This window comes from Pseudolabrys taiwanensis, assembly GCF_003367395.1.
Lineage (GTDB): Bacteria > Pseudomonadota > Alphaproteobacteria > Rhizobiales > Xanthobacteraceae > Pseudolabrys > Pseudolabrys taiwanensis.
Genome location: NZ_CP031417.1, coordinates 1,844,572 through 1,868,213, shown reverse-complemented (window position 1 = coordinate 1,868,213; position 23,642 = coordinate 1,844,572). Strand labels below are relative to the sequence as shown.

Below are 23,642 nucleotides of genomic sequence, written 5' to 3'. Positions count from 1 at the left end.
TGCCCGCTCTCGAACGCGCTTAGCGTTTCTCGACCGCTTCGACGATGTGCTCGACTTCGGCTTCCAGCGTGCTGGTCTGGTTGACGTGCGGGTCCGGGATGAGGCCGCGCATGATGGCAATGCGCTTGATCAGTTCCGAAATTCCTTGAGCGAGCAGCAAGGTGAAGCCGATCATGATGAGCGCCTTTGACGGCCACTGTGGCAGGCCGCCGGCGTTGCCCGACTGCTCGTTGATCTCATAGGAGCGCAGGAAGAAAGGGATGCCGGTAACGATCATCACGACCGTCAGCGGCAGCAGAAAGAACGCGTGCCCGATCACGTCGATGCCGTCGCGCACGCGCTTCGGGAGCATGTTGTTTACGATGTCGATGCGGATGTGCTCATTGGCGAGCAGGGTCCAGGGCGAGCACAGCAGGAATACCATGCTGAACAGCACCCACTGCAGTTCGAGCCACGCATTCGAGGATGTGTCGAAGGCCTTGCGAACGATCGCGTTCACCGCCGAGACCAGCACCGCAGCCAGGATCAACCAGGCGATCCGCCGGCCGAGCCACTGATTTATCGCATCGATCACACGCGTGACCGGCAGAAATGCCTTCAGCAACGCGTCAACAGCGCCCACTCTGATCCCCTCAGTGGCCGATTGCGGCCGTTTTGTCGTTCGTTGCCAGCCCCCCACGGCCGGCCTCGCAGCCGAGTGTGCCAACTAATCCGAACGCGACAGCGCCCGTCAATGCCGAAGTTAGTTGAAGACGCGAGCCCGCGCGCCGTCGCGCGGCGGCCGCGGTGCGATCGGTTGCACTGCACAAAATCAGCGCTGTTCGGGTACTTCTTTGGCGCTTGGCGCGGCGGCGGTTTAGCCGCCGGTCACGCTCATATGCCGCGCGACGGCCGGCCGCTGCTGGCGGCGGTCGATGACGAAGTCGTGGCCTTTCGGCTTGCGGGTGATGGCTTCGTCGATGGCGGTGTAGAGGAGGTCGTCGCTCTCGGAGGCGCGCAGCGGCGTGCGCAGATCGGCGGCGTCTTCATGACCGAGGCACATGAACAGGGTACCGGTGCACGTCACCCGCACCCGATTGCACGATTCACAGAAATTGTGCGTCATCGGTGTGATGAAGCCGAGCCGGCCGCCGGTCTCTTTGACGCGTGTGTAGCGCGCGGGACCGCCGGTGCGATAGTCGATGTCTTCGAGCGTGTAACGATCCGAAAGGCGCGCGCGCGCCAGCGACAGCGGCAAATACTGATCGAGCCGCGACTCCTCGATATCACCGAGGGGCATGACCTCGATCAGCGTGATGTCCATGCCGCGCCCATGCGACCATGCCACCAAATCCGCGATCTCATCTTCGTTGACGCCTTTGAGCGCCACCGCGTTGATCTTCACCTTCAGACCGGCAGCCTGTGCGGCATCGATGCCGGCGAGCACCTTGTCGAGGTCGCCCCAGCGGGTGATGGCGCGGAACGTGTCGGGGTTGAGCGTGTCGAGCGAGACATTGATCCGCTCGACGCCGTGCCCCTTCAACTCGGCCGCATATTTCTCGAGTTGTGAGCCGTTGGTGGTCAGCGTGAGTTCGGACAACGCGCCGCTTTGCAGATGGCGCGACAACGACGACACCAGGTTCATGATGCCGCGCCTTACCAAAGGCTCGCCGCCCGTCAGCCGCAGTTTGCTGACGCCCTTGGCCACGAAGGCGCTGCACAGGCGATCGAGTTCCTCGAGGCTGAGCAGGTCCGCCTTCGGCAGGAAGGTCATGTGTTCGGACATGCAGTAGACGCAGCGGAAGTCGCAGCGGTCTGTGACCGAAACGCGCAGATAGGTAATGGCGCGCTGGAATGGATCGATCAGCGCGCGCGGCTTTACGTCGGCACGGTCGCGTTCGAGGGTCGAAGTTCCGTTCATCAGAGCCATGATTTCACGCGCGCTGTCCCGGTTGCGCGGTTTAGATAAGAACTCTGGCCGATTATGACTACCGGGTCCAGGGCAGGGCCGCTCAATAAAAAACGGCCCGCGACGATCGCGGGCCGTTTCGGCGTCGAAGCAATTGAGATCTTAGCGCGCCGGCGTCGAGGGCCAGGGCGAGGCGGGCGCCTGCTGAGCCGGAGCGGCGGCAGGTGCCGGAGCCGGCGCTGCCGGCTGGGCCGCAGCGGGCTTCGGCGCCGCGGGCTTCTTGGCGGCGGGATGCCGGCGAACCGGCTTCTTCGCTGGCGGCGGCGGGGCCGGGGTGAGTTCGACGACGACCGGGTTCGGCCGCAGGCTCGGTGGCGAACCTGTGTTCTCGATCACCTCGATGTTTTCGGACGCTGGCTGATAGCCGGCGAGGGTGAAGGTCACCGTCAGCGGGCCGGCCGTCGGCAGCGCCAGAGCGCACGGCGTCTTACACGTCTGACCGTTGGAGGTCTTGGCATCGGCTCCCGGCGGCTCGGATTCGAAGCGCACAGTATCCATGGACGGCGCAGGCTTGAATAAATCGCCCAAATCGGAGCTGGACGTACACGCCGCCAGAGCCAGCGCGCCGCCGATAATAGCAATCACTCGATACATGTTCTCAAACCCGTCAACTCGAGCGACACGATCGCTCGCCCGGCACAAGGATACGGTTGAGGTTAAGATGGTGCAACACAGCAACCGTCATTAACCTTAACATTATTAACCATGGCAACACGGCGTGCTCAATGAGTCGAAATCATGGCGAAGATCGCGTCGTTCAGTTGCGAGTAGTGGCTGATCACGCGATCGGGCTCATATTCCGCGACCGGCCGCTCGCTGTAGCCGAAGTCGACCGCGACGACGGGCACGCCGGCGGCGCGCGCGGTACGGATATCGGTGACTGAATCTCCGATCATGACGGCATGGCGCGAATCGCCGCCGGCCGCGGCGATGGTGCGATGCAGTACTTCTGGATCGGGCTTTTGCACACCGAACGTATCCTGCCCGCAGATCGCGGCAAATCGATCGTCCAGTTTGAGCGCGCGCAAGAGCAACAGCGACAGCCGTTCGAGCTTATTGGTGCAAACAGCCAAGCGGCAGCCGCGCGCCGTCAGTTCGTCGAGTGCGTCGATGAGTCCCGGGAAGGGGCGGGACCGATCGGCGATATGATCCGTGTAGTGCTTGATGAAGTCGACGAACAACATCTCGAGCTTCTTCGGGTCGAGCACACGGCCTTCGGACTCCAGGCCGTGTGCGATCATGGCACGCGCGCCGCCGCCGATCATCGCGCGTGCGGGTTCGTAGGGCACCGGCGGCAGTCCCTCGCGCGCGAACACCACGTTGAGGGTGTCGACGAGGTCGGGAGCCGTGTCGATGAGAGTGCCGTCGAGATCGAAGACGATGGTCGGAGCCGTCATGGCCGGATCGCTAGCTGCCGGATGGGGCTCGTGCAAGAGCCAAATACAGCACGGGAATGGTGCGATTTCGGCTATCCTGGCGTGGCGATCGGGGCTAGATAGGCGGGCAAACGCCTAAAGCCATTCCGAGCCTCAGCCGGTCTGATGAACGTAGAAGCCCAGAAGCGCGCCGCTGCCACGCGCGCCGTCGAATTCGTGCGACCCGGCATGCGCTTGGGCCTCGGCACCGGCTCGACCGCGAAGCATTTCGTCGAGCTCGTCGGCGAGCGGGTGCGGGCGGGCCTCGATATTATCGCGGTGCCAACGTCGGAGGCGACCCGCGCCGATGCCGAACGTTACGGGATTCCCCTGACCACGTTGGACGAGACGCCGGAACTCGACGTGACCGTGGATGGCGCGGACGAGATCGGGCCGGGTCTGACCTTGATCAAGGGCGGCGGCGGCGCGCTGCTGCGGGAAAAGATCGTGGCAGCGGCCTCTGGCCGCATGATTGTGATCGCAGACGAGAGCAAAGCGGTAGAGACGCTCGGCCGTTTCCCGCTACCGATCGAAATCGCCCCGTTCGGCTACGGTGCGACGGAAAAAGCTATCCACAGCGCGATTGCCGGCCTCCAGTCGCCGGGCCCTTTGCCGCTGCGCCGGACCAAGGATGGCCATGCTTTCGTCACGGACGGGGGCCACTGGATCATCGATGCCGCCTTGGGCCGGATCGATGATCCAGCCGCCCTGGCGCGGGCATTGGCAGCCGTCCCGGGGGTGATGGAGCACGGCCTTTTCGTTGGCATTGCGCAGATGGCGATCGTTGCCGGCCCCGACGGCGTCCGGATCGTCGAGCGCTGAGAAATTTAAGCGATATGGAGCAATAACGATGCATTTCTTGCAGGCCACTCACCGCGGCGCCCGTTGGGCACTCCTTGCTTTGTCGCTGTCCTGCGCGAGCTCGGCATTCGCGCAACCGCAGCCGTCCGCGGCCGCCATGGCGACGGCCAAGGAGTTGATCACCGTTACCGGCGCGAACACCATCTTCAATCCGCTGATCGCCGGCGTGGTCGAGCAGGCCAAAGTACTTTATCTGCAGCAGGACCCGGCGCTGGCGAAGGATCTCAACGAGATCGCGGCCAACTTGCGTACGCAGTTGGCGCCGCGCTTTACCGAGCTCAACGATGAAGTGGCGCGGCTCTACACCACCGATTTCACCGAGCAGGAGCTGAAAGACATTCTCGCCTTCTACAAGTCGCCGGCCGGCCAAAAGCTGCTGGAGCAGCAGCCGAAGGTGATCGACAACAGCATGAAGTTTGCGCAGACCTGGGCCAACAAACTGTCCGATGAAGTCGTCGCCAAAATGCGCGATGAACTCAAGAAGCGTGGGCACGCGCTCTAGCGTCGCGCGCCGGCAAACATTCTAGGGCGGGCGGCAGCGCAATGGCGGATTTTGACGTCGACCTCTTCGTAATCGGTGCCGGTTCGGGCGGGGTGCGTGCCGCGCGGATCGCGTCCAGTTACGGCGCGCGGGTGATGATCGCCGAGGAGTACCGGGTCGGCGGCACGTGCGTGATCCGCGGCTGCGTGCCGAAGAAGCTTCTGGTTTACGCCTCGCGCTTTGCCGGCGACTTCGAGGACGCGGCCGGCTACGGCTGGACCGTCGGCGAGCCGACCTTCAGCTGGCCGGCGCTGATCGCCAACAAGGACCGCGAAATCATGCGCCTCGAGGCGGCCTATACGGCGACGCTCGAGCGCTTCAAGGTCGAAGTCGTGAAGAGTCGGGCCGTCCTGGAGGATGCGCACACCGTGCATCTCCTGGCGAGCGGCGCGCGCGTGAAGGCCGACAAGATTCTCATCGCCACCGGCGGCTGGCCGCATATGGGTCCGAATATTCCGGGCCTCGAGCATGTGATCTCGTCGAACGAGGCGTTTCATCTGACTGAACTGCCTAAGCGTATCGTGATCCAGGGCGGCGGCTACATCGCGGTCGAATTCGCCTGCGTCTTCGCCGGTCTCGGCAGCGAAGTGACGTTGGTCTACCGTGGTGAGAATATACTGCGTGGCTTCGACGACGACGTGCGCGAGCATTTGCGCAACGAGATGCGCACGCGCGGCATCAATGTCATCTGCGGCCACACCGTCACCGCGGTCGAAAAGGCGGGCGACGAGTTCGTCGTACGGCTTTCCGACAAGACGGCGATCCCGACCGACAAGGTGATGTTCGCCATCGGCCGCCGGCCGAACTGCATGAACATCGGCATGGAAAACCTCGGCATCCGCTGCCACGAGCATGGTGGCATCGAGGTCGACGAGTATTCGCGGACGGCCGTTCCGAACATCTACGCCGTCGGCGACGTCACCAACCGCGTCAATCTGACGCCGGTGGCGATCCGCGAGGGGCATGCGTTTGCCGACAATGTGTTCGGCGGCAAGTCGATCCGCGTCGATCATGCCAACGTGCCGACGGCAGTCTTCTCGGAGCCGGAGGTCGGCGTGATCGGTCTCACCGAGACCCAGGCCCGCGCGACGTTCGACGTGGTCGACGTCTACAAGACCAGCTTCCGGCCGATGAAGGCGACACTCGCCGGCCGGCAGACCCGCAGCTTCATGAAGCTCCTGGTCGATGGCACGACCGACCGCGTGGTTGGCTGCCACATTGTTGGCCCGGACGCCGGCGAACTGATCCAGGCGATCGGAATCGCCGTGCAAATGAAGGCGACCAAAGCCGATTTCGACGCCACCATGGCCGTTCACCCGACGGCGGCCGAAGAGCTGGTGACCATGCGGGAAAAGGCCATCACTTATACCCGGGCCGCGGCCGAGTAGGGCGTGGCCGGTCGCCCCGGACTTCCGCCGGCGGCCAAACACCTTAAATGACAGGAGCTTGGCCGAAGGGACCGCCGGCACGCCGGCCCGGACGGCTTTGCAATTCTGTGGCCTGATCGGCGGTGGGTGTGTATAACCCCGGCCGATCCTGGAGTAAGTGCAATGGCCGAACGTTGGACGCCCGATAGCTGGCGGAAGAAACCGATTCAGCAGGTGCCGGAATACCCGGACCGGCAGGCGCTGGACGACGTCGAAAAGCAACTCGCGACCTTTCCGCCGCTGGTTTTTGCGGGTGAAGCCCGCAACCTGAAGAAGCAGCTGGCGCGGGTGGCTCAGGGGCAGGCTTTCCTGCTCCAGGGCGGCGATTGCGCGGAGAGCTTCGCCGAACACGGCGCCAACAATATCCGCGACTTCTTCCGCGTCTTCCTGCAGATGGCGATCGTCTTGACCTATGCCGGCGCCTCGCCGGTGGTGAAGATCGGTCGCATCGCCGGTCAGTTCGCCAAGCCGCGCTCATCGCCGACCGAGAAGCGCGACGGTATTGAGTTGCCGAGCTATCGCGGCGACATCATCAATGACGTTGCCTTCACGCCGGAAGCGCGCACGCCCGATCCGCGCCGCCAGATGGATGCCTATCGGCAATCCGCCGCGACGCTGAACCTGCTGCGCGCTTTCTCGAAGGGCGGCTACGCCAGCGTCGAGAACGTGCATCAGTGGATGCTGCAGTCGGTGTCCGGCTCGCCGCAGTCGAAGCTCTACGCCGATCTCGCCGACCGCGTCTCGGGCGCGCTGGATTTCATGCGCGCCTGCGGCCTCGATCTCGCGGTCGATTCCACGCTCGGCACCACCGACTTCTTCACCAGCCATGAAGCCCTGCTGCTCGGCTTCGAACAGGCGCTGACCCGCATCGACTCGACGACCGGCGACTGGTACGCGACCTCCGGCCACATGGTGTGGATTGGCGACCGGACGCGCCAGCTCGACCACGCGCACGTCGAATACGCGCGCGGCATCAAGAATCCGCTCGGCCTCAAATGTGGGCCGTCGAGCAAGCCGGACGATCTCCTGCGCCTGATCGACGTGCTGAACCCGGACAACGAGCCGGGGCGGCTGACGCTGATCGTGCGCATGGGCGCCGACAAGGTCGGCGACAACCTGCCGCCGCTGCTGCGTGCCGTGAAGCGCGAGGGCCGCTCCGTGGTCTGGTCCTGCGACCCAATGCACGGCAACACCATCACGTCGGCGTCGGGCTACAAGACCCGGCCGTTCGACCTGATCTTGAAGGAAGTGCGCAGCTTCTTCGCCGTGCATCAGGCCGAGGCCACCCATGCCGGCGGCGTGCATCTGGAGATGACCGGCCAGAACGTCACCGAGTGCACGGGCGGCGCGCGGGCGATCAGCGACGCCGACCTCAACGACCGTTATCACACGGTCTGCGATCCGCGCCTCAATGCCGATCAGGCGATCGATCTGGCCTTCCTTCTGGCCGATCTGCTGCGCAAGGAGCGCGCTGCGGTGACGCAGCCGATGCCGGCGGCGGCCGGTCTCTGACGCCGTCTCCGCAAATTGCGGGGCGGGGCATACGGTAGCGTGATTGCAGGCACGCGGGGCAGGCGATAGATCAAGCGCATGAACGCCCGCCCCACAGATCGTCTTGCGATTGCCGTCGCGCAGCTCAACCCCATTGTCGGCGACGTCGCCGGCAATGCCGAAAAGGCACGACGCGCGCGGCTCGAAGCGGCGGCGCTCGGCGCCGACCTTGTCGTTTTCCCTGAGCTGTTCATTGCCGGCTATCCGCCGGAAGATCTCGTCCTGAAGCCCGCCTTCCAGGCCGCCTGCCGTTCCGCTGTCGAGGCCTTGGCGCGCGAGACGGCGACTCCCGGTCCGGCGATGCTTGTCGGCTCGCCCTGGGTCGACGAAGGCAAGCTCTACAACGCCGTGGCGCTGCTCGATGACGGCGCGATCGCGGCTGTGCGCTACAAGGTCAATCTGCCGAACTACGGGGTCTTTGACGAACGCCGCGTTTTTGCGCAGGGGCCGGTGCCCGGTCCGGTGAACTTCCGAGGTGTGCGTCTCGGCGTTCCGATCTGCGAGGACATCTGGACGGAGGCGGGCGACTACGAAGACGTGGTCGAGACTTTGGCGGAGACCGGTGCCGAGATCCTTGTCGTGCCCAACGGCTCGCCTTACAGCCGCGCCAAGGACGAAGTGCGGCTCAATGTCTCGGTGGCGCGTGTGACGGAAAGCGGCTTGCCGCTGCTCTATGTCAACCAGGTCGGCGGTCAGGACGAACTCGTGTTCGATGGCGCGTCCTTCGCGCTGCAGGCCGACAGTTCGCTGGCGATGCAACTTCCGGCGTTCCGCGAGGCGGTCGTGCTCACCAACTGGTCGCGCGCCGGCAATAGCTGGCGCTGTGAGGCGCCGATCGAGACGGTCGCCGAGGGGGAGAAGGCCGACTATGCCGCCTGCGTGCTCGGCCTGCGCGATTACGTCAACAAGAATGGATTTCCCGGTGTCGTGATCGGTCTATCGGGTGGCATCGACTCCGCGCTGGTGGCGTGCATGGCGGTCGATGCGCTGGGGCCCGAGCGCGTGCGATGCGTGATGCTGCCCTACAAATTCACGTCGCAGGAGTCGCTCGACGACGCGGCTTCGTGCGCGAAGGCACTCGGCGTGCGTTACGACATCGTACCGATTGCCGCCGCGGTCGAAGGCTTTTTGGCTGCCTTGGAGCCGGCATTTGAAAAACTGCCGCGCGACGTCACCGAGGAGAACCTGCAGGCGCGGGCGCGCGGCACGATCCTGATGGCGATCTCCAACAAGTTCAATTTGATGGTGGTCACGACCGGCAACAAGTCGGAGATGTCGGTCGGCTACGCCACCCTCTATGGCGATATGAACGGCGGCTTCAACCCGGTGAAGGACCTTTACAAGACCGAGGTGTTTCGCCTGAGCCGGCTGCGCAATGCCTGGAAGCCCGAGATCGCGCTCGGCCCCGACGGCCCCGTAATCCCCGAGAACATCATCACGCGGCCGCCGACCGCCGAACTGCGCGAGAACCAGAAAGACGAGGACTCGCTGCCGCCCTATGCCGTGCTCGATCCCATCCTGGAACGGCTGGTCGAAGGCGAAGAGCCCATCTCCCGCATCGTCGAGGCGGGCTTCGACAAAGACACCGTCACGCGCATCGAGCGTCTGCTGCACATTGCCGAGTACAAGCGGCGCCAGGCGGCGCCCGGCGTCAAGGTGACGTTGCGCAATTTCGGCCGCGACCGGCGCTATCCGATCACCAACCGCTTCCGCGACCCCGGCACGCCATTGCCGCAACCGGACGAGACATTGCTGCGCGGCAACGGCAAGGCCGGTAAGAAAGAGGCGTTCGATTTCTAGCGGTTGTTAAGCCGCGCCAGAGTCTCGTGCATAGCCGGGCGGCCGATGCAGCACCCTTTGCCCAAGCTCCAGCAAATCCCACCGACGGCCGTATCGGTCGGCGATTACGAGGGCCTTGCGCGCGAGCGCGTCAGCGCGTCCGCATGGGCCTTTCTGTCGGGCGGCGCGACCGACGAGTGGACGGCGCGTGAGAACATTGCGGCGTATCAGCGCCTGACGTTGCGCACGCGGGTGCTCGAAGATCTCAGCGGCGGCAATACGGCGGTGGAGATATTCGGCCAGCGCTTTGCCGCGCCCATCTTGTTGGCGCCAGTCGCCTATCACCGGCTGTTTCATCCCGACGGTGAGCTTGGCACCGTCCTCGCCGCGGCGGCGATGCAAACCGGTGTCGTGGTGAGCACCCAGGCGACGACCTTGATCGAGGACGTCGCGCGGCAAGCGAAAACGCCGCTGTGGTTTCAGCTTTACGTGCAAGCCGACCGCGACCTTACCGCCGCGCTGGTGCGCCGCGCCGAAGCGGCTGGTTACACGGCGCTCGTCGTCACCGTCGATGCGCCGGTCACCGGAATTCGTAACCGTGAACAGCGCGCGGGCTTTGCGCTGCCGTCCGACCTCGAAGCGGTAAATCTGCGCGGCATGCGCGTGCCGAGCATGCAGGCGGTCGATAATGGACAGCTATTGCTTGGCGGGCCGCTGCTCGCGTCCGCCATGACATGGCGGGACGTCGCCTGGCTGCGTTCGCTCACGCGCCTGCCGTTGCTCGCCAAGGGCATCATGACCGCCGAAGACGCGCAGCGCGCGGTCGCCGAAGGTTTCGATGGCATCATCGTCTCCAATCACGGCGGACGCACGCTGGACACCCAGCCCGCCACCATCGATGTGCTGGCCGAGACTGTTGCGGCGGTGGGCGATCGTGTGCCGGTACTCTGCGATGGCGGCGTCCGGCGCGGCAGCGACGTGTTCAAAGCGCTGGCGTTGGGCGCCAAGGCAGTGCTGATCGGGCGGCCTTATGTCTATGGCCTGGCGGCGGCGGGCGCGGCGGGCGTCGCACACGTCATCCGCATCCTGCGCGCCGAGCTTGAAGTCACCATGGCGCTCTGCGGCTGCAAGGATCTGAACGCGATAGATACAGCGCGAATTAGACACGCGCCGTAATCGCGCCCCGATTAGCCGCGGCTTTTGCCGGGGCGCGCCGCCTTCGGCTCGGGCAGGGGATGACGACGGCGATGCGTGGCGGCCGTCCGTGCCGCCTGTTCGTAAATGCCGGTCATCAACTCGAGCGTATGGGCGGAGTCGGCGAGTCGGCCCGTCAGCTTCGGCACGCGCGAGACGGCTTCGATCAACAAGGCCGATCGGATATCGGCGTAGCGCTCGATCACGCGGCGGCCAAGCGCCGTCACGTCGTAGTTCACGCCTGAGCGGCCGCTGCCGGTGCGCGTGATCAGCTTCGCCTTCAGCAGCTTGCGCAGACTGTATTGGATGTTTGGGATGTCTTCGCGATTGGTCATATGCGCCAGGTCGCGAATGGTCTTCGGTCGCTCGTTCATGCCGATGATGTGCAGCAGCGCATTCTCGGGTCCGCTTGCCGAGAACTCGATCACCGAGGCGAGGCACTCCGCCTGCCAGCGGCCGAACGCTTCATAACACCGCATCAGCGCATATTCGATGTCGGCAACGTCCATTTCGAGCGGCGTGCGGGCGAGATGCCAGCCACGGTCTACAGTCGCCGTAACCTCGCTTATCTGCTTATTTTTTCGGCCCATTGGATACCCCCGAGGCACACAATGCCCAGAGCGCTTGCTTGCGTCCACTCGAATTACTGATAGACTATCTATCATATAATCTATCATAGCGTGGGGAGAGTTGCCGATGAGCATGCTTGGAACGCCCGGGTCTAAGACGCAGCCCTTCTTTCTCGGCACGTTTGCCTCGAATTGCTCGGGCGGAATGACCGTCACCAAGGTGCCCGAGCGTTGGGTCAATTCCTGGGACAACAACCTCGAGCTTGCGCGTCTTCTCGACGATGCCGGCATCGATTTCATGCTGCCCATCGCGCGCTGGATCGGTTACGGCGGCGAGACCAACTTCCACGGCGGCGTCCTGGAAACGATCACCTGGGCGACCGGTCTTCTGGCGCAGACCCGCAACCTCACGCTTTTTGCTACCATTCACACAGCTGCCAACCATCCGGTCGTCGTTGCCAAGCAATTGGCGACAATGGATCAGATCAGCGGCAGCCGCGTCGGGCTCAATATCGTCGCCGGTTGGAATAAGCCGGAGTACGAGGCGCTCGGTTTGACGCTGCCCGACGATCATCCGACCCGCTATGGCTATGCCCAGGAGTGGTTCGATATCGTCAAGGCGTTGTGGACCCGCACCGAGGCTTTCGATTGGGACGGCACGTATTTCAAGCTGAAGAATGTGCTCGGCGATCCGCGCCCGTCAAAGCCGATGCCGATCCTCAACGCGGCCGGCTCCGATGAAGGCCGCAAGTTCGCTGTGCGCAATGCCGACTTCCTGTTCACGCCGGCGATCGACTTGGCGCGTTCGAAGGACGAGATCGCGGCCTTGAAGCAGCAGGGCGCCGGCGTCGGCCGCGCGGTCGAGGTGCTCACCTTCTCGCACGTTGTGTGTCGCCCGACCGAGGGGGAGGCGAAGGAGTACCTCGAATATTTCGGCCGGACGAATGCGGACTGGGCGGCCGTCGACAATCTGGTGCGCCTCCAGTTCGCGCATGCGCAGTCGTTCCCGCACGATCTGCTGGCACTCATCCGCGACCGCATGGCGGCGGGCCACGGCGGCTTCCCGCTGACCGGCACGCCGGAGCAGGTGGCCGACGGCCTGACGGCGCTGCACGCCGCCGGATTCCGCGGCACCACCTTGTCGTTCGTCGACTACGCCGAAGAGTTCCCGTACTTCCGCGACAATGTGCTGCCGATCCTGGAGCAGCGCGGCGTTCGCCTCGCGCCGGATGTCGCGCGCTCGGCGGCCTGAGGCGCTGGCGCTGAAGCCTTGCGGCGACAGACCGCTGAGAGCCAAGAGCCAAGCGTTCGATTTCCGATGGCTTACGCCGCGCCTGCCGTGCACCAGCGATAGGTACTCCGCCCGCCGGCTTTGGCGGTGGCGAGCGCAGCATTCGCACGTTGCGATGCCTCATCGGGCGTACAGCCGTCGATTGCTGTAATGCCGATCGAGGCGCCGATCTTGAACATGTGGCCGCCGCAGTCGAATGGGCGGCCCATCGTGCGCACGACGCGAGCGGCTGTCCCATTGACGTGGGTGATCGAGCTTTCCGGATGCAGAAGCACGGCAAAATCGTCGCCGCTCAGCCGCGCGACAACGGCCGCGTCGCCACAAGCCTCGGCAAGACGCTGGGCCGCTTCTTTCAGGCACAGGTCGCCGACCGCATGTCCAAGCGCATCGTTGACGTCTTTGAAGTGATCCAGATTGATCAGCAGGAGAAAGCCGCCGATGCCCTCCGCACGCGCTTTGCAGGCCTCGGCCAGACGCGCTTGGAATTGATTGCCGTTGGCGAGGTTTGTGAGTTCGTCGACGGTAGCAAAATAGTGCTGTCGTTCCGACTGGAGACGCTCTTCGGTGATGTCTTGCTTGATGCCGAAGAGGCCTATGACACGGTCGCCGGCGCATTCGACGCCGGCGGCGATGCGGATCCACCGGCGTTTGCCCTTCGGTGTGACGATCTCAGCGTCCAAAGTGAAACTTTGCCGGCGTTTGATGGCTGGCGTTCTGATCGCTTCAAGCGCCTTGAGCGAATGAGCCGGGTAGCAAAGCAGCGCCTGCTTGCGCACGAGAGGGGACATGCGCGGCAGATCGAATATGTCGTAAGTGCCGGACGACCAGCTCAGGGTCTCGGTGGACAGGTCGCATTGCCAGACGCCGAGACGGCCGGCGGACAAGGCGCGCTCGTAGATGTGGCGGCTCAGCGACAAGGCCTCGTAGTTGCGGACGACGCGCGCTTGGATGTCGACAAGCGAAATCAAACGAGCGAGCGCTGCGGCGCTCGATTCATGTGAATACGGATCGACATCCGCGACAGGCGTCGCACTGCCCATTTTCCCTCGCGTCGACATGTTCCGCCTCGTCCGCGCCGGGCGGAGACTCGGTTTGGTCAATTTACAGTTTATCGTCGGGAAAGCAGGTGCACTAGGCGAGAGCTTATCGCTCGAGCTCAGCCAGGAGGTCGTGCAGGTCGAGGGGGTGGGTGTACATCTTGAGCGACCCGTCCGGCATCTGCGGCCACTGGTCCTTGGGCCGGTCCCAATAGAGCTCGACGCCGTTGTCGTCCGGATCGCGCAAGTAGAGCGCCTCCGAGACCCCGTGGTCGCTCGCCCCTTCGAGCGGGATCTTGGCCACGATCAGCCTGCGCAAGCCGTCGGCGAGGAGCTTCCGGGTCGGGTAGAGGATCGCCGTGTGGTAGAGGCCGGTCGAGCCGGGGGGCGGCGGGGAGCCGCCTTTGCTCTCCCAGGTGTTCAGGCCGATGTGGTGGTGGTAGCCCCCGGCCGAAATGAAGGCGGCGCCCGGCCGCTGGAAGGTCAGCTCGAAGCCCAGGACGCCGCAGTAGAAATCGAGCGCCCGCGTGAGGTCCGCGACCTTCAGGTGCACATGGCCGATCCGCACCCCCGCGTCGATGGGTGGCTGGCGGAGGGCGTTTTCGGGCATTTCGGTCGTCGACATGGGTGCTATCCCTGGCTGGCCGGGCACGGCTTTGCTACCCACATGTATGCCGTGCCTGCGCTAGGATAAAGCGCCCCCTTTCCGTGGATGCTCTAATGACCTCAACGCCGCTGCCGACCTCCATTGACGCCACCGTCGACCTCCTGGCCAAGGCCGGCTACGTGGCCGACCGCTCGCTCGGGACGGTGCTGTACCTGGCGCTGAAGATGGGGCGGCCGCTGTTCCTCGAGGGCGAGGCCGGCGTCGGCAAAACCGAGATCGCCAAGGTGCTGGCGGCGACGCTCGGCCGCAAGCTGATCCGGTTGCAGTGCTACGAGGGCCTCGACGTCTCGGCGGCGGTCTACGAGTGGAATTACGGCGCGCAGATGATCGCCATCCGGCTCGCCGAGGCGGAGGGTGAGGGCGACCGCTCGCGCATCGAGCACGACGTCTTCTCCGAGCGATTCCTGATCAAGCGGCCGCTGTTGCAGGCACTTGAGCCGGACCCGGATGGTCCGCCGGTGCTGCTCATCGATGAGATCGACCGCACCGACGAGGCGTTCGAGGCCTTCCTTTTGGAAGTGCTCGCCGATTATCAGGTCACCGTGCCGGAACTCGGCACGGTAAAGGCGCCGCACCCCCCGATCGTCGTCGTCACCTCCAACCGCACGCGCGAGGTGCACGACGCGCTCAAGCGCCGCTGCCTCTACCATTGGGTCGGCTATCCCGACGCCGCGCGCGAATTGACGATCCTGCGCACCAAGGTGCCGGGCATTGCCAAGAAGCTGTCCGAGCAGGTGGTGGCCTTCGTGCAGGCGCTGCGCAAGGAAGACCTGTTCAAGGTGCCTGGCGTCGCGGAGACGCTCGACTGGGCAACGGCGCTCACCGAGTTGGACGTCGTGGCGCTCGATCCGGCGACCGTGTCCGACACGCTCGGCGTGCTGCTCAAATATCAGGACGACATCGCGCGGCTCGACGGCAGCAAGGTGAAGACGCTGCTCGACGAGGTGAAGGCGGAATTGCGGGCGGCCGAGTAAGCCACTTCGTTTGGAGATGCATGGTGAGTGAGGAGATTGCCCAAGGTTTAGTCCGCAAATCGGAGGGGAAGCGCGGTGGTGCTCTCGATGGCGTCGACCCTGTCGATCCGATAGTTTCCATGGCGCTGACGGACTCGGCAACGTCCGGCTGCAAGCTCGTGGAGGGCGCGGTGGATACAGCCGTTCCCGCGGCGGAAACGGCTGCACACGGCGCTGGCTCGGTGGCGGGCGAAATCGCGGAAAGCGTGATTGACGCCGTCAGCAAGATTTTCGACGGTCTTTGACATGGCGACGGAAACAAACGGCCGCCTCGCCGAAAACATCCTCTACTTCGCGCGCGCCTTGCGCGCGGCCGGCATGCCTGTGGGGCCGGGCTCCGTGCTCGACGCCGTGCAGGCACTCGAGGTGGCGCATGTCGGCAATCGCGACGATTTTTACTGGACCCTGCATGCGGTGTTCGTGAAACGGCGCGAGCACTCGATCCTGTTCGACCAGGCGTTTCGCATCTTCTTCCGCCGGCGCGGGCTGATTGACAAGATGATCGCCTCGATGCTGCCCGAGACCTTGCCGACAGCGCCGAAACCGCCGGAGGCCGGCGCCCAGCGCGTTCAGGACGCCCTGTTCGCGTCCAATAAGGAGCGCGCGGAAGAGCGCGAAGTGGAGGTCGATGCGCGCCTCACGGTTTCGGACCGGGAGGTGTTGCAGAAAAAGGACTTCGCGCAGATGACGGCGGCCGAGATTGCGCGGGCCAAGGATGCGATCGCCAAGCTGGCGCTGCCACTGGACCTTGTGAAGACGCGCAGGCTGGCGCCGCACCGGCTCGGTCATCTGATCGACGTACGCCGAACGCTTCGCTCCAGCATGAAAGCCGGCGGCGCCGTGATCGACCTTAAGTACCTTGGCCCGCGGGTGAAGGAGCCGCCGATTGTGGCGCTGCTCGACATCTCCGGGTCGATGAGCCAGTACACGCGGCTGTTCCTGCACTTCCTGCACGCCATTACCGATGCGCGCAAGCGCGTCACCACCTTCCTGTTCGGCACGCGGCTGACCAACGTCACCCGCTCCATCCGCCAGCGCGATCCCGACGAAGCGCTCGCCGCCTGCGGTGCGAACGTCGCGGATTGGTCGGGCGGCACACGCATTGCGACGTCCTTGCATGCCTTCAACAAGCATTGGGCGCGGCGCGTGCTCGGGCAGGGCGCCGTTGTGCTCCTGATCACCGACGGACTTGAGCGCGATGCCGATGACACGCTATCTTTCGAGATGGACCGGCTGCACCGCTCGTGCCGCCGGCTCATCTGGCTCAATCCGCTTTTGCGCTTCGAGGGCTTCGAGGCGCGCGCCAAGGGCGTGCGGACCATGCTGCCGTATGTTGATGAACTGCGGCCGATACACAATCTGGAGTCCATGACCGAGCTCGTACGGGCGCTCTCGGGCGCGCCGGCCAAGGGCTACGATCCGAAGAAGATGCTGAAGCAGGTTGCCTAGCTTACCTGCGCCTGTCTCCGCGCGCGGGGAGAGGCGAGAAAATCGGAGGTTCATCATGTACGCACGCGACGAAGATATTCTGAAAGCGGCTGAGGATTGGCGCAAAGCCGGGCGCGGCGTGGCCGTTGCCACGGTGGTCGAGACCTGGGGATCGGCGCCGCGGCCGGTCGGCTCCAATCTAGTGATCGACAATGACGGCAATTTCCTCGGCTCCGTCTCCGGCGGATGCGTCGAGGGCGCGGTGGTGACCGAGGCCATCGACGTGATCGACAGCGGCAAGCCGAAAATGCTGGAGTTCGGCGTCGCCGACGAGGCGGCCTGGCAGGTCGGGCTGTCGTGCGGCGGCACCATTCGCGTCTATGTCGAGAAGGTGAGTTAAGTGCAGCTCGATATTCTCCACGCCATCAACGAAGACCGCGCCGCCCGGCGCGTCGTGGTGGTCGTCACCAATGTCGATAACGGGGCGCAGCGTCTGGTACGTGCCGGCGACATCGCCAACGATCCGCTGCGCGACACCATCGAAAAGCGTGTCCGCATGGCCAAAAGCGGCATGGAAGAGACGGCAGATGGCCGTGTCTTCCTCACCGTGCATGTGCCGTCGCCGCGGCTGGTCATCACCGGTGCTGTACACATCAGCCAAGCGCTTGCCCCGATCGCGGCTTTGCTCGGGTACGACGTGACCATCGTCGATCCGCGCACGGCGTTCGCCTCCATCGAGCGCTTCCCCGACGTGAAGGTGATCGCCGAGTGGCCGGATGTCGCGCTGCCGCCGCTCAATATCGATCGATACACGGCCTTTGTCGCGCTGACGCACGATCCGAAGATCGACGATCCGGCGCTCAAGCATGCGCTGGCACGCGACTGCTTCTATATTGGCGCGCTCGGCTCACGGAAGACGCATGCCAAGCGCGTCGCGCGGTTGAAGGAAGCGGGGCTTACCGATCTCGATATCGCGCGCATTCATGCGCCGATCGGTATCGACATCGGCGCTATCTCGCCGCCTGAGATCGCGGTTTCGATCATGGCGGAGATCACGTTGCGTTTGCGCGTGAAGCAGGAAAAGGCGGAAGCGGCATGACGGCATTCGTCATTCCGGGGCGCGCGCCGAAGCCCGTAGGGCGAAGGCGGGCGAACCCGGAATCCAGAAACGAATTTAGAACATGCGGCTGGATTCCGGGTCCGCTCGCGATGCGAGCGTCCCGGAATGACGGGAGCAGTCTATGAAATTCGGCGCCGTTCCGGTTCGTGACGCCGTCGGCGGCACGGCGGTGCATTCCATTCGCGAAGGCGCACTCGTGCTCAAGAAGGGCACGTTGATCGGCGCGGCGGAGGTCGCTGCGCTCGAGGCCGCGAACATCAAGGAGATCGTGGTCGCGCGGCTGGAGCCGGGCGACGTGTCGGAGGACCAGGCGGCGGCCGACATCGCGGCGGCGGTCGCGGGCGAGGGCGTGCGTACCGATAAAGCGTTCACCGGCCGCTGCAACCTCTTCGCCGAAGAGGCGGGCTTGCTGGTTGTCGATAAGGATGTCGTGAACCGGCTTAACCGTGTCGACGAAGCGGTGACGCTCGCGACTTTGACCGCCTACAAGCCGGTGGTGCCGGGTGAGATGATCGCCACGGTAAAAATCATCCCGTTCGCCGTTGCCGGCGGCGCGCGCGATAAAGCCGTGGCCGAAGCGCGCAAGGCGCAGCCGGTGATCCGCGTCGCGCCCTACAGGGTGCGCAAAGTCGGTGTCGTTTCGACTTTGCTGCCGGGTCTGTCGCCCAAGGTCATCGACAAGACGTTGAAGATCACCGCGGCGCGCATCGCGCCGGCCGGCGCGACGATCATCGCCGAGAAGCGCGTGCCCCACGAGCAGGCGGCACTCGCAGCGGCCATCGACGAGCTCTTGAACGCCGGCGCCGAGCTGGTCGTCGTGTTCGGCGCCTCGGCGATCGCCGATCGGCGCGACGTCATTCCGGCCGCGCTCGAGGCCGTCGGTGGAGAGATCGAGCATTTCGGCATGCCGGTCGACCCCGGCAATTTGATGCTGATTGGCCGTGCGCGCGGTCAGGCCGTGCTCGGCGCGCCGGGCTGCGCGCGTTCGCCGAAGGAGAATGGGTTCGACTGGGTGCTGATGCGTCTGCTCGCCGGCCTGCCGGTGTCGCGCGAGGACGTCACCGGCATGGGTGTCGGCGGCCTGCTCATGGAAATCGTCACGCGCCCGCAGCCGCGCGAGGAGAAGGAAGAAGAGAAGGGGCGCCGCATCGCGGCGGTCGTGCTCGGGGCCGGCCGTTCGACGCGCATGGGCGCGGTCAACAAGCTGACCGCCGAAATCGGCGGCAAGCCGCTGGTGCGCATCGCCGCCGAAAATGCGCTCGCTTCGCACGCATCGCCGGTGATCGTTGTCACCGGCCACGAGCGCGAGAAGGTCGAAGCGGCGTTGGCCGGTCTGCCGGTGCAGATCGTGTTCAATGCCGACTATGCCGAGGGGCTCGGTACCTCCCTCAAAGCCGGCATCGCCGCCGTGCCGAAAGATGCGGACGGCGCCATTGTCTGCCTTGGCGACATGCCGCAAGTGGATGCGTCTTTGATCGATCAGTTGATCAATGGGTTCGATCCCGAGCGCGGCGCGCTGGTCGTCGTGCCGTCGATCGGCGGGCTGCGCGGCAATCCGGTGCTCTGGTCGCGGCGGTTCTTCCCGGCTTTGATGGGCATCGCCGGCGATATCGGGGCGCGCAATCTCATCGCCACCTATGCCGAGGCCGTCGTTGAGGTGCCGGTCGCCGGTGCCGCCGCCTTGACCGACGTCGATACCCCTGAGTCCTTTTCCGCCGTCAAGGCTGAAATCGAACGTGCCTGAGACTCCGAATCGTTGATCCGCCGGAGCGACTCATCGTTAGTTCCCGACAGGGTTCGGGTAAGGGACGATGGCGGCTGACACCTATACGCCGGTGATGCGAGCGCTCGTGGCTGCGGCGTTGCTGCTGGGCAGCGCCGCCGTCATGCTCGCCACCATGAATACGGCGCGCGCCGCCGGGGCCCTGGCGATCGGCGCTTGCGGCGCCTATGGCGATGCGTTCGATTTCCGCTCGGTCGACGAGGCGCGGCAGAACGCGCTGTCGAAATGCCGTGGCGACAACTGCCGCGTGGTAACGACGGTTCGGCACGGCTGCGCCGCCTTCGCCGTCGACTTCTCCAATCCGTGCGGCGGCAATGGTTGGGGGAAGGGGCCGCGTCTCGGCCGCACCCAGAACGAGGCGCTGAAGGCCTGTTATACCGACGGCGGCAAGGAATGCGTCATCCGCTCGTTCTTCTGTGACGTGAAGGGTTGATGGCAAACAGCTTGGTATAAGATGCTCCCCTGTCCAAGGGAGCACTCACACCATGCGCGTCAACCGCCAAGTTCGCTTGAGGGCGCGGCCCAACGGCATCCCGCAAGCAGATCATTTCGAGATTATCGTCGCGCCGCTTCCCGAGGTGGGCGACCGGCAGTTCCTCATCCGTAACGACTACCTGTCGGTCGAGCCGGCCATGCGGGGCTGGGTCTCCGCCATTGCCAACTATTCGACGCCCGTGGGTATCGGCGAAGTCATGCGCTCTTTTTCCGCCGGCACGGTCGTCGCGTCGCGCCATCCCGGTTTTGCCGAAGGCGATCGCGTGATGGGCATGTTCGGCTGGCAGGATTATGCGGTGTCGGACGGCAGCAACGTCACCCGCAAGGTGATGGAAGCGGATCTGCCGTTGTCGCTCTCGCTCGGTGTGCTGGGCCTCAACGGGGTGACGGCGTATTTCGGTCTGCTCGATCTCGGTATGCCGCGGCCGGGCGATACGGTCGTCGTGTCGACGGCAGCCGGCGCGGTGGGCTCGGCCGTCGGGCAGATCGCGAAGCTGATGGGCTGCCGCACGGTCGGCATCACCGGCGGGCCGGTGAAGACAGCGTTGTGTCGCGAGGCCTTCGGCTACGATGCGGCGATCGATTATAAAGCCGGCGACATTGCCGCCGCACTGCGTGAGGCTTGTCCGCGCGGCGTCGACGTTTATTTCGACAACACGTCCGGTGCCATCAGCGACGCGGTACTCGCGCAGCTTGCCATCGGCGCACGCATTGTTATCTGCGGCACGGCGTCGGTCGCGAGCTGGGACCCGCCGCCGATGGGGCCGCGTGTGGAGCGCCAGATCCTCGTCAAACGCGCGCGCATGTCAGGCCTGCTCGTGTTCGATTTCGCGCATCGCTATGAAGAAGCCGTGGCCCGGCTCGCCGCCTGGGTGCGGGAAGGGCGGCTGACCTATCGCGAGGACATCGTCGACGGCATCGAGCACTGTCCGGCCGCCATCGCCGAACTCTACCGGGGGGAAAATCTCGGCAAGCGATTGATCCGGCTGGTTCACGCCTAGCGCCGCCGAACGGCCCGCGTCGCTCATCCCCCACAAGTAGGGCGGAGCGGGATACCGGCAAGCACCAAACCAGCCAATTTTCTCCATCTTGCGCGCCGGCCCGATCTGGATTAAATAATGACTGACCAGTCAGTCAGTGGTGGGGGTATGGCGGAACGGCGCAAGGCAGCGAAGACGGCGCCCCGGAAGCGCGAGCAGCGGGTGGAAATCGTCGGCGACAGCGCGCGCGACACGCGTAGCGCGGCGCGGCGGGAGGCCATTCTGGCGGCGGCGCTTGATGAGTTTTCGGCGAGCGGCTTCGAGGCGACGCGCCTTGATGACGTCGCCAAACGCGCCGGCATCGCCAAGGGCACGATCTATCTCTATTTCCGCGACAAGGAGACCCTGTTTCAGGAGCTCATCCGCGAAATGCTGACACCGCTGGTCGGTAGCATCGAAGCGATGGGGGCCGCCGATCTGCCACTGCCGGACATTGCCTCGCACATCGCCGACCTCTTCATGCGCGAGGTCTATGAGACCCGGCGCAAGGACGTCGTCCGGCTGATGATCTCGGAAGGCCGCCGCTTTCCCAAGCTCGCGGAGTTCTACTACCGGGAAGTGCTGTCGCGCATCATCGCCGCCGTGCGCGCGCTGCTCAACCGCGCGGCCGCGCGCGGCGAGGTGGCGCCGGGATTGGTCGAATTTCCGCAGCTCATCGCTGCGCCCGGTTTGATGGCGATCATATGGAACGGTCTGTTCGAGCGCTACGATCCTCTCGATGTTCGAACGATGATGCAGACTCATGTCGAGTTGCTGTTCGGCGCGAGGAGAGAGCCATGACCGTCAGACATGCTCTCATCGCGGCATTCGTCGCGCTCGCGCTTGCCGGCTGTGACAAAAGCAACGAACGTCAATTGCAGGGGTGGGTCGAAGCCGATTTGATCTTCGTCAGCCCGGATGAGCAGGGGCGTGTCGAAGTTCTCAAGGTGCGCGAAGGTGATACCGTCCGCAAAGGCGACTTGTTGTTCACCGTCGACGACGATCTGCAAAAGGCCGATCTCGAAGTGCGCCGAACCGCGGTGGTCAATGCGCAGCAGGCTTTCGACCGTGCCAAGGAATTGCTCAAGACCGCCGCCGGCACCCAGAAGACGTATGACGATGCGGAAGCCGCGCTGCGGCAGGCGAAAGCCAATCTCGAATGGTCGCAGACGCGGCTGGCGCGGCGCACCGCGAACAGTCCGGCCGACGGCACCATTCAGCAGATCTATTACCGGCCGGGCGAGACGGTGCAGCCGGGGCGGCCGGTGTTGTCGCTGCTTCCGCCGGGCAACCTTAAGATACGCTTCTTCGCGCCCGAAACGGAACTGGCGACGGTGAAGTTCGGCGACACCGTCGCGGTGTCGTGTGATGGCTGCGAACCGGGGCTCACCGCCAAGGTCTCCTTCATCGCGCGCAGCTCCGAGTACACGCCGCCGGTGATCTACAGCCTCGAGGAACGCTCGAAGCTCGTCTACATGATCGAAGCGCGACCGGCGCAGCCCGAGAAATTTCGGGTCGGCCAGCCGGTCACCGTCACGCTGCCGGAGGCAGCAACGGAGGCCGCGAAATGAACGGCCACGACATCGTCATCGACGTCCACAACCTGACCAAGAGGTTCGACGGTCGCGCGGTGGTGCGCAATCTGTCGATGCAGGTTAAACGCGGTAGCATCTACGGCTTTCTCGGACCTAACGGCTCGGGCAAGACGACGACGATCCGCATGCTGTGCGGTCTGTTGACGCCCGACGAAGGCACCGGCACCTGCCTCGGCTACGACATCCGCACCGAGACCGACAAGATCAAGAACCGCGTCGGCTACATGACGCAGCGCTTCAGCCTCTATCAGGACCTGTCGGTGCGCGAGAATCTCGAGTTTATCGCGCGCATCTATGGTCTTGCGCGGCCGGCCGCTGCCGCACGGGCCGCAATCGAACGCCTCGGCCTCGCCGGCCGCGAGGAGCAGGTCGCGGGCGAGCTGTCGGGGGGCTGGAAACAGCGTCTGGCCTTGGGCGCTTGCACGTTGTCGAGTCCCCAGTTGCTGTTGCTCGACGAGCCGACCGCAGGCGTCGATCCGAAGGCGCGGCGCGAGTTCTGGAATGAGATCCACGCCTTGGCCAATGAAGGCCTGACCGTGCTGGTGTCGACCCACTACATGGACGAGGCCGAGCGCTGCCACGAGATCGCATACATCGCCTATGGCGAACTTCTGGCGCGCGGCACGGTCGAGCAGGTGATCGAAGGATCGCATCTGACCACGTACATCGTCACAGCCGCCGACGCCAATCTCAGCGATTTGTCCGACGCGCTCAGCCGCACGCAGGGTGTCGACATGGTGGCGCCCTTCGGCACCAGCCTGCATGTCTCCGGCCGCGATGCGGACGCGCTGGAGCGGGCGATCGCGCCCTATCGCGCGCGTGGCGGATTGGACTGGAAACGATCGGAGCCCTCGCTCGAAGACGTGTTCATCGATTTGATGGGCAAGGCGCGGGACAATTTCCAATGAT

Annotated in this window: 25 protein-coding genes; 18 read left to right on the top strand and 7 right to left on the bottom strand. The window is 64.7% G+C overall.

What is annotated here, in order from left to right; all coding sequences use genetic code 11:
- Positions 1–19: 19 nt before the first annotated feature.
- The 4 genes from DW352_RS08980 to DW352_RS08965 all read right to left on the bottom strand — a co-directional run bounded on the left by DW352_RS08980 (position 20) and on the right by DW352_RS08965 (position 3,345).
- Positions 20–601 carry a TRAP transporter small permease subunit gene (locus tag DW352_RS08980; RefSeq protein ID WP_115694321.1) on the bottom strand — a complete coding sequence of 194 codons (582 nt, stop codon included), beginning with the start codon at positions 599–601 and terminating at the stop codon, positions 20–22.
- A 255-nt stretch (positions 602–856) separates the two neighbouring features.
- Positions 857–1,900: a GTP 3',8-cyclase MoaA gene (gene moaA, locus DW352_RS08975; RefSeq protein ID WP_115690473.1), complete on the bottom strand. Its 1,044-nt coding sequence runs from the start codon at positions 1,898–1,900 to the stop codon at positions 857–859.
- Between the two features lie 150 nt (positions 1,901–2,050).
- A complete protein-coding gene (locus tag DW352_RS08970) occupies positions 2,051–2,446 on the bottom strand; it encodes a PEGA domain-containing protein (protein WP_245434372.1) in 396 nt (131 codons plus the stop codon).
- Positions 2,447–2,670: 224 nt separating this feature from the next.
- Entirely contained in the window at positions 2,671–3,345 is a 675-nt protein-coding gene (locus tag DW352_RS08965; RefSeq protein ID WP_115690469.1) for an HAD-IA family hydrolase, read from the bottom strand.
- A gap of 144 nt (positions 3,346–3,489) precedes the next feature.
- Here DW352_RS08965 and rpiA point away from each other — a divergent pair, with 144 nt between their 5' ends.
- The 6 genes from rpiA to DW352_RS08935 all read left to right on the top strand — a co-directional run bounded on the left by rpiA (position 3,490) and on the right by DW352_RS08935 (position 10,698).
- Positions 3,490–4,185, top strand: a complete 696-nt coding sequence (gene rpiA / locus DW352_RS08960) for a ribose-5-phosphate isomerase RpiA (RefSeq protein ID WP_115690467.1) — start codon at positions 3,490–3,492, stop codon at positions 4,183–4,185.
- 28 nt (positions 4,186–4,213) lie between these two features.
- Positions 4,214–4,726 (top strand): DUF2059 domain-containing protein, encoded by a 513-nt coding sequence (locus DW352_RS08955; RefSeq protein WP_115690465.1) that lies wholly within the window; start codon positions 4,214–4,216, stop codon positions 4,724–4,726.
- A 41-nt stretch (positions 4,727–4,767) separates the two neighbouring features.
- Positions 4,768–6,153, top strand: coding sequence for a glutathione-disulfide reductase (gene gor, locus DW352_RS08950; RefSeq protein WP_115690463.1), 1,386 nt, complete (start codon positions 4,768–4,770; stop codon positions 6,151–6,153).
- 162 nt (positions 6,154–6,315) lie between these two features.
- The gene (locus DW352_RS08945) at positions 6,316–7,704 is read left to right on the top strand and encodes a class II 3-deoxy-7-phosphoheptulonate synthase (RefSeq protein ID WP_115690461.1); all 1,389 of its coding nucleotides are present in this window, start codon (positions 6,316–6,318) and stop codon (positions 7,702–7,704) included.
- Between the two features lie 78 nt (positions 7,705–7,782).
- Entirely contained in the window at positions 7,783–9,543 is a 1,761-nt protein-coding gene (locus DW352_RS08940) for an NAD+ synthase (RefSeq protein WP_115690459.1), read from the top strand.
- A 45-nt stretch (positions 9,544–9,588) separates the two neighbouring features.
- A complete protein-coding gene (locus DW352_RS08935) occupies positions 9,589–10,698 on the top strand; it encodes an alpha-hydroxy acid oxidase (protein WP_115690457.1) in 1,110 nt (369 codons plus the stop codon).
- A gap of 11 nt (positions 10,699–10,709) precedes the next feature.
- Here DW352_RS08935 and DW352_RS08930 read toward each other — a convergent pair whose 3' ends face one another.
- Entirely contained in the window at positions 10,710–11,306 is a 597-nt protein-coding gene (locus DW352_RS08930) for a winged helix DNA-binding protein (protein ID WP_115690455.1), read from the bottom strand.
- A gap of 106 nt (positions 11,307–11,412) precedes the next feature.
- Here DW352_RS08930 and DW352_RS08925 point away from each other — a divergent pair, with 106 nt between their 5' ends.
- Positions 11,413–12,537 (top strand): LLM class flavin-dependent oxidoreductase, encoded by a 1,125-nt coding sequence (locus DW352_RS08925; RefSeq protein ID WP_210209950.1) that lies wholly within the window; start codon positions 11,413–11,415, stop codon positions 12,535–12,537.
- Between the two features lie 71 nt (positions 12,538–12,608).
- Here the strand turns inward: DW352_RS08925 and DW352_RS08920 are convergent, their stop codons facing one another.
- Positions 12,609–13,634, bottom strand: coding sequence for a diguanylate cyclase domain-containing protein (locus DW352_RS08920; protein WP_115690453.1), 1,026 nt, complete (start codon positions 13,632–13,634; stop codon positions 12,609–12,611).
- 85 nt (positions 13,635–13,719) lie between these two features.
- Positions 13,720–14,238, bottom strand: coding sequence for a VOC family protein (locus DW352_RS08915; protein ID WP_425374642.1), 519 nt, complete (start codon positions 14,236–14,238; stop codon positions 13,720–13,722).
- A 95-nt stretch (positions 14,239–14,333) separates the two neighbouring features.
- Between DW352_RS08915 and DW352_RS08910 the strand changes: the two genes are divergently transcribed.
- From DW352_RS08910 to DW352_RS08860, 11 genes are all read left to right on the top strand, one after another.
- Positions 14,334–15,254 (top strand): AAA family ATPase, encoded by a 921-nt coding sequence (locus DW352_RS08910; RefSeq protein WP_115690451.1) that lies wholly within the window; start codon positions 14,334–14,336, stop codon positions 15,252–15,254.
- A gap of 23 nt (positions 15,255–15,277) precedes the next feature.
- On the top strand, positions 15,278–15,538 hold the full coding sequence (locus DW352_RS08905) for a hypothetical protein (RefSeq protein WP_162826867.1): 261 nt from the start codon (positions 15,278–15,280) through the stop codon (positions 15,536–15,538).
- 1 nt (position 15,539) lies between these two features.
- The gene (locus tag DW352_RS08900; RefSeq protein WP_115690447.1) at positions 15,540–16,742 is read left to right on the top strand and encodes a vWA domain-containing protein; all 1,203 of its coding nucleotides are present in this window, start codon (positions 15,540–15,542) and stop codon (positions 16,740–16,742) included.
- A 55-nt stretch (positions 16,743–16,797) separates the two neighbouring features.
- Positions 16,798–17,121 carry an XdhC family protein gene (locus DW352_RS08895; RefSeq protein ID WP_115690445.1) on the top strand — a complete coding sequence of 108 codons (324 nt, stop codon included), beginning with the start codon at positions 16,798–16,800 and terminating at the stop codon, positions 17,119–17,121.
- Positions 17,122–17,820: an XdhC family protein gene (locus DW352_RS08890; RefSeq protein ID WP_115690443.1), complete on the top strand. Its 699-nt coding sequence runs from the start codon at positions 17,122–17,124 to the stop codon at positions 17,818–17,820.
- A gap of 142 nt (positions 17,821–17,962) precedes the next feature.
- The gene (locus DW352_RS08885) at positions 17,963–19,585 is read left to right on the top strand and encodes an NTP transferase domain-containing protein (RefSeq protein WP_115690441.1); all 1,623 of its coding nucleotides are present in this window, start codon (positions 17,963–17,965) and stop codon (positions 19,583–19,585) included.
- A 67-nt stretch (positions 19,586–19,652) separates the two neighbouring features.
- Positions 19,653–20,057, top strand: a complete 405-nt coding sequence (locus DW352_RS08880) for a DUF4189 domain-containing protein (RefSeq protein ID WP_245434371.1) — start codon at positions 19,653–19,655, stop codon at positions 20,055–20,057.
- A 52-nt stretch (positions 20,058–20,109) separates the two neighbouring features.
- The gene (locus tag DW352_RS08875; protein ID WP_115690439.1) at positions 20,110–21,120 is read left to right on the top strand and encodes an NADP-dependent oxidoreductase; all 1,011 of its coding nucleotides are present in this window, start codon (positions 20,110–20,112) and stop codon (positions 21,118–21,120) included.
- Between the two features lie 117 nt (positions 21,121–21,237).
- Positions 21,238–21,939 carry a TetR/AcrR family transcriptional regulator gene (locus DW352_RS08870; protein ID WP_245434370.1) on the top strand — a complete coding sequence of 234 codons (702 nt, stop codon included), beginning with the start codon at positions 21,238–21,240 and terminating at the stop codon, positions 21,937–21,939.
- A complete protein-coding gene (locus tag DW352_RS08865; protein WP_115690435.1) occupies positions 21,936–22,709 on the top strand; it encodes an HlyD family secretion protein in 774 nt (257 codons plus the stop codon). Before DW352_RS08870 ends, DW352_RS08865 begins: the two co-directional genes overlap by 4 nt.
- Entirely contained in the window at positions 22,706–23,641 is a 936-nt protein-coding gene (locus DW352_RS08860) for an ABC transporter ATP-binding protein (protein ID WP_115690433.1), read from the top strand. The genes DW352_RS08865 and DW352_RS08860 overlap by 4 nt, the downstream gene beginning before the upstream one ends.
- The last annotated feature ends 1 nt before the right edge of the window (position 23,642 follow it).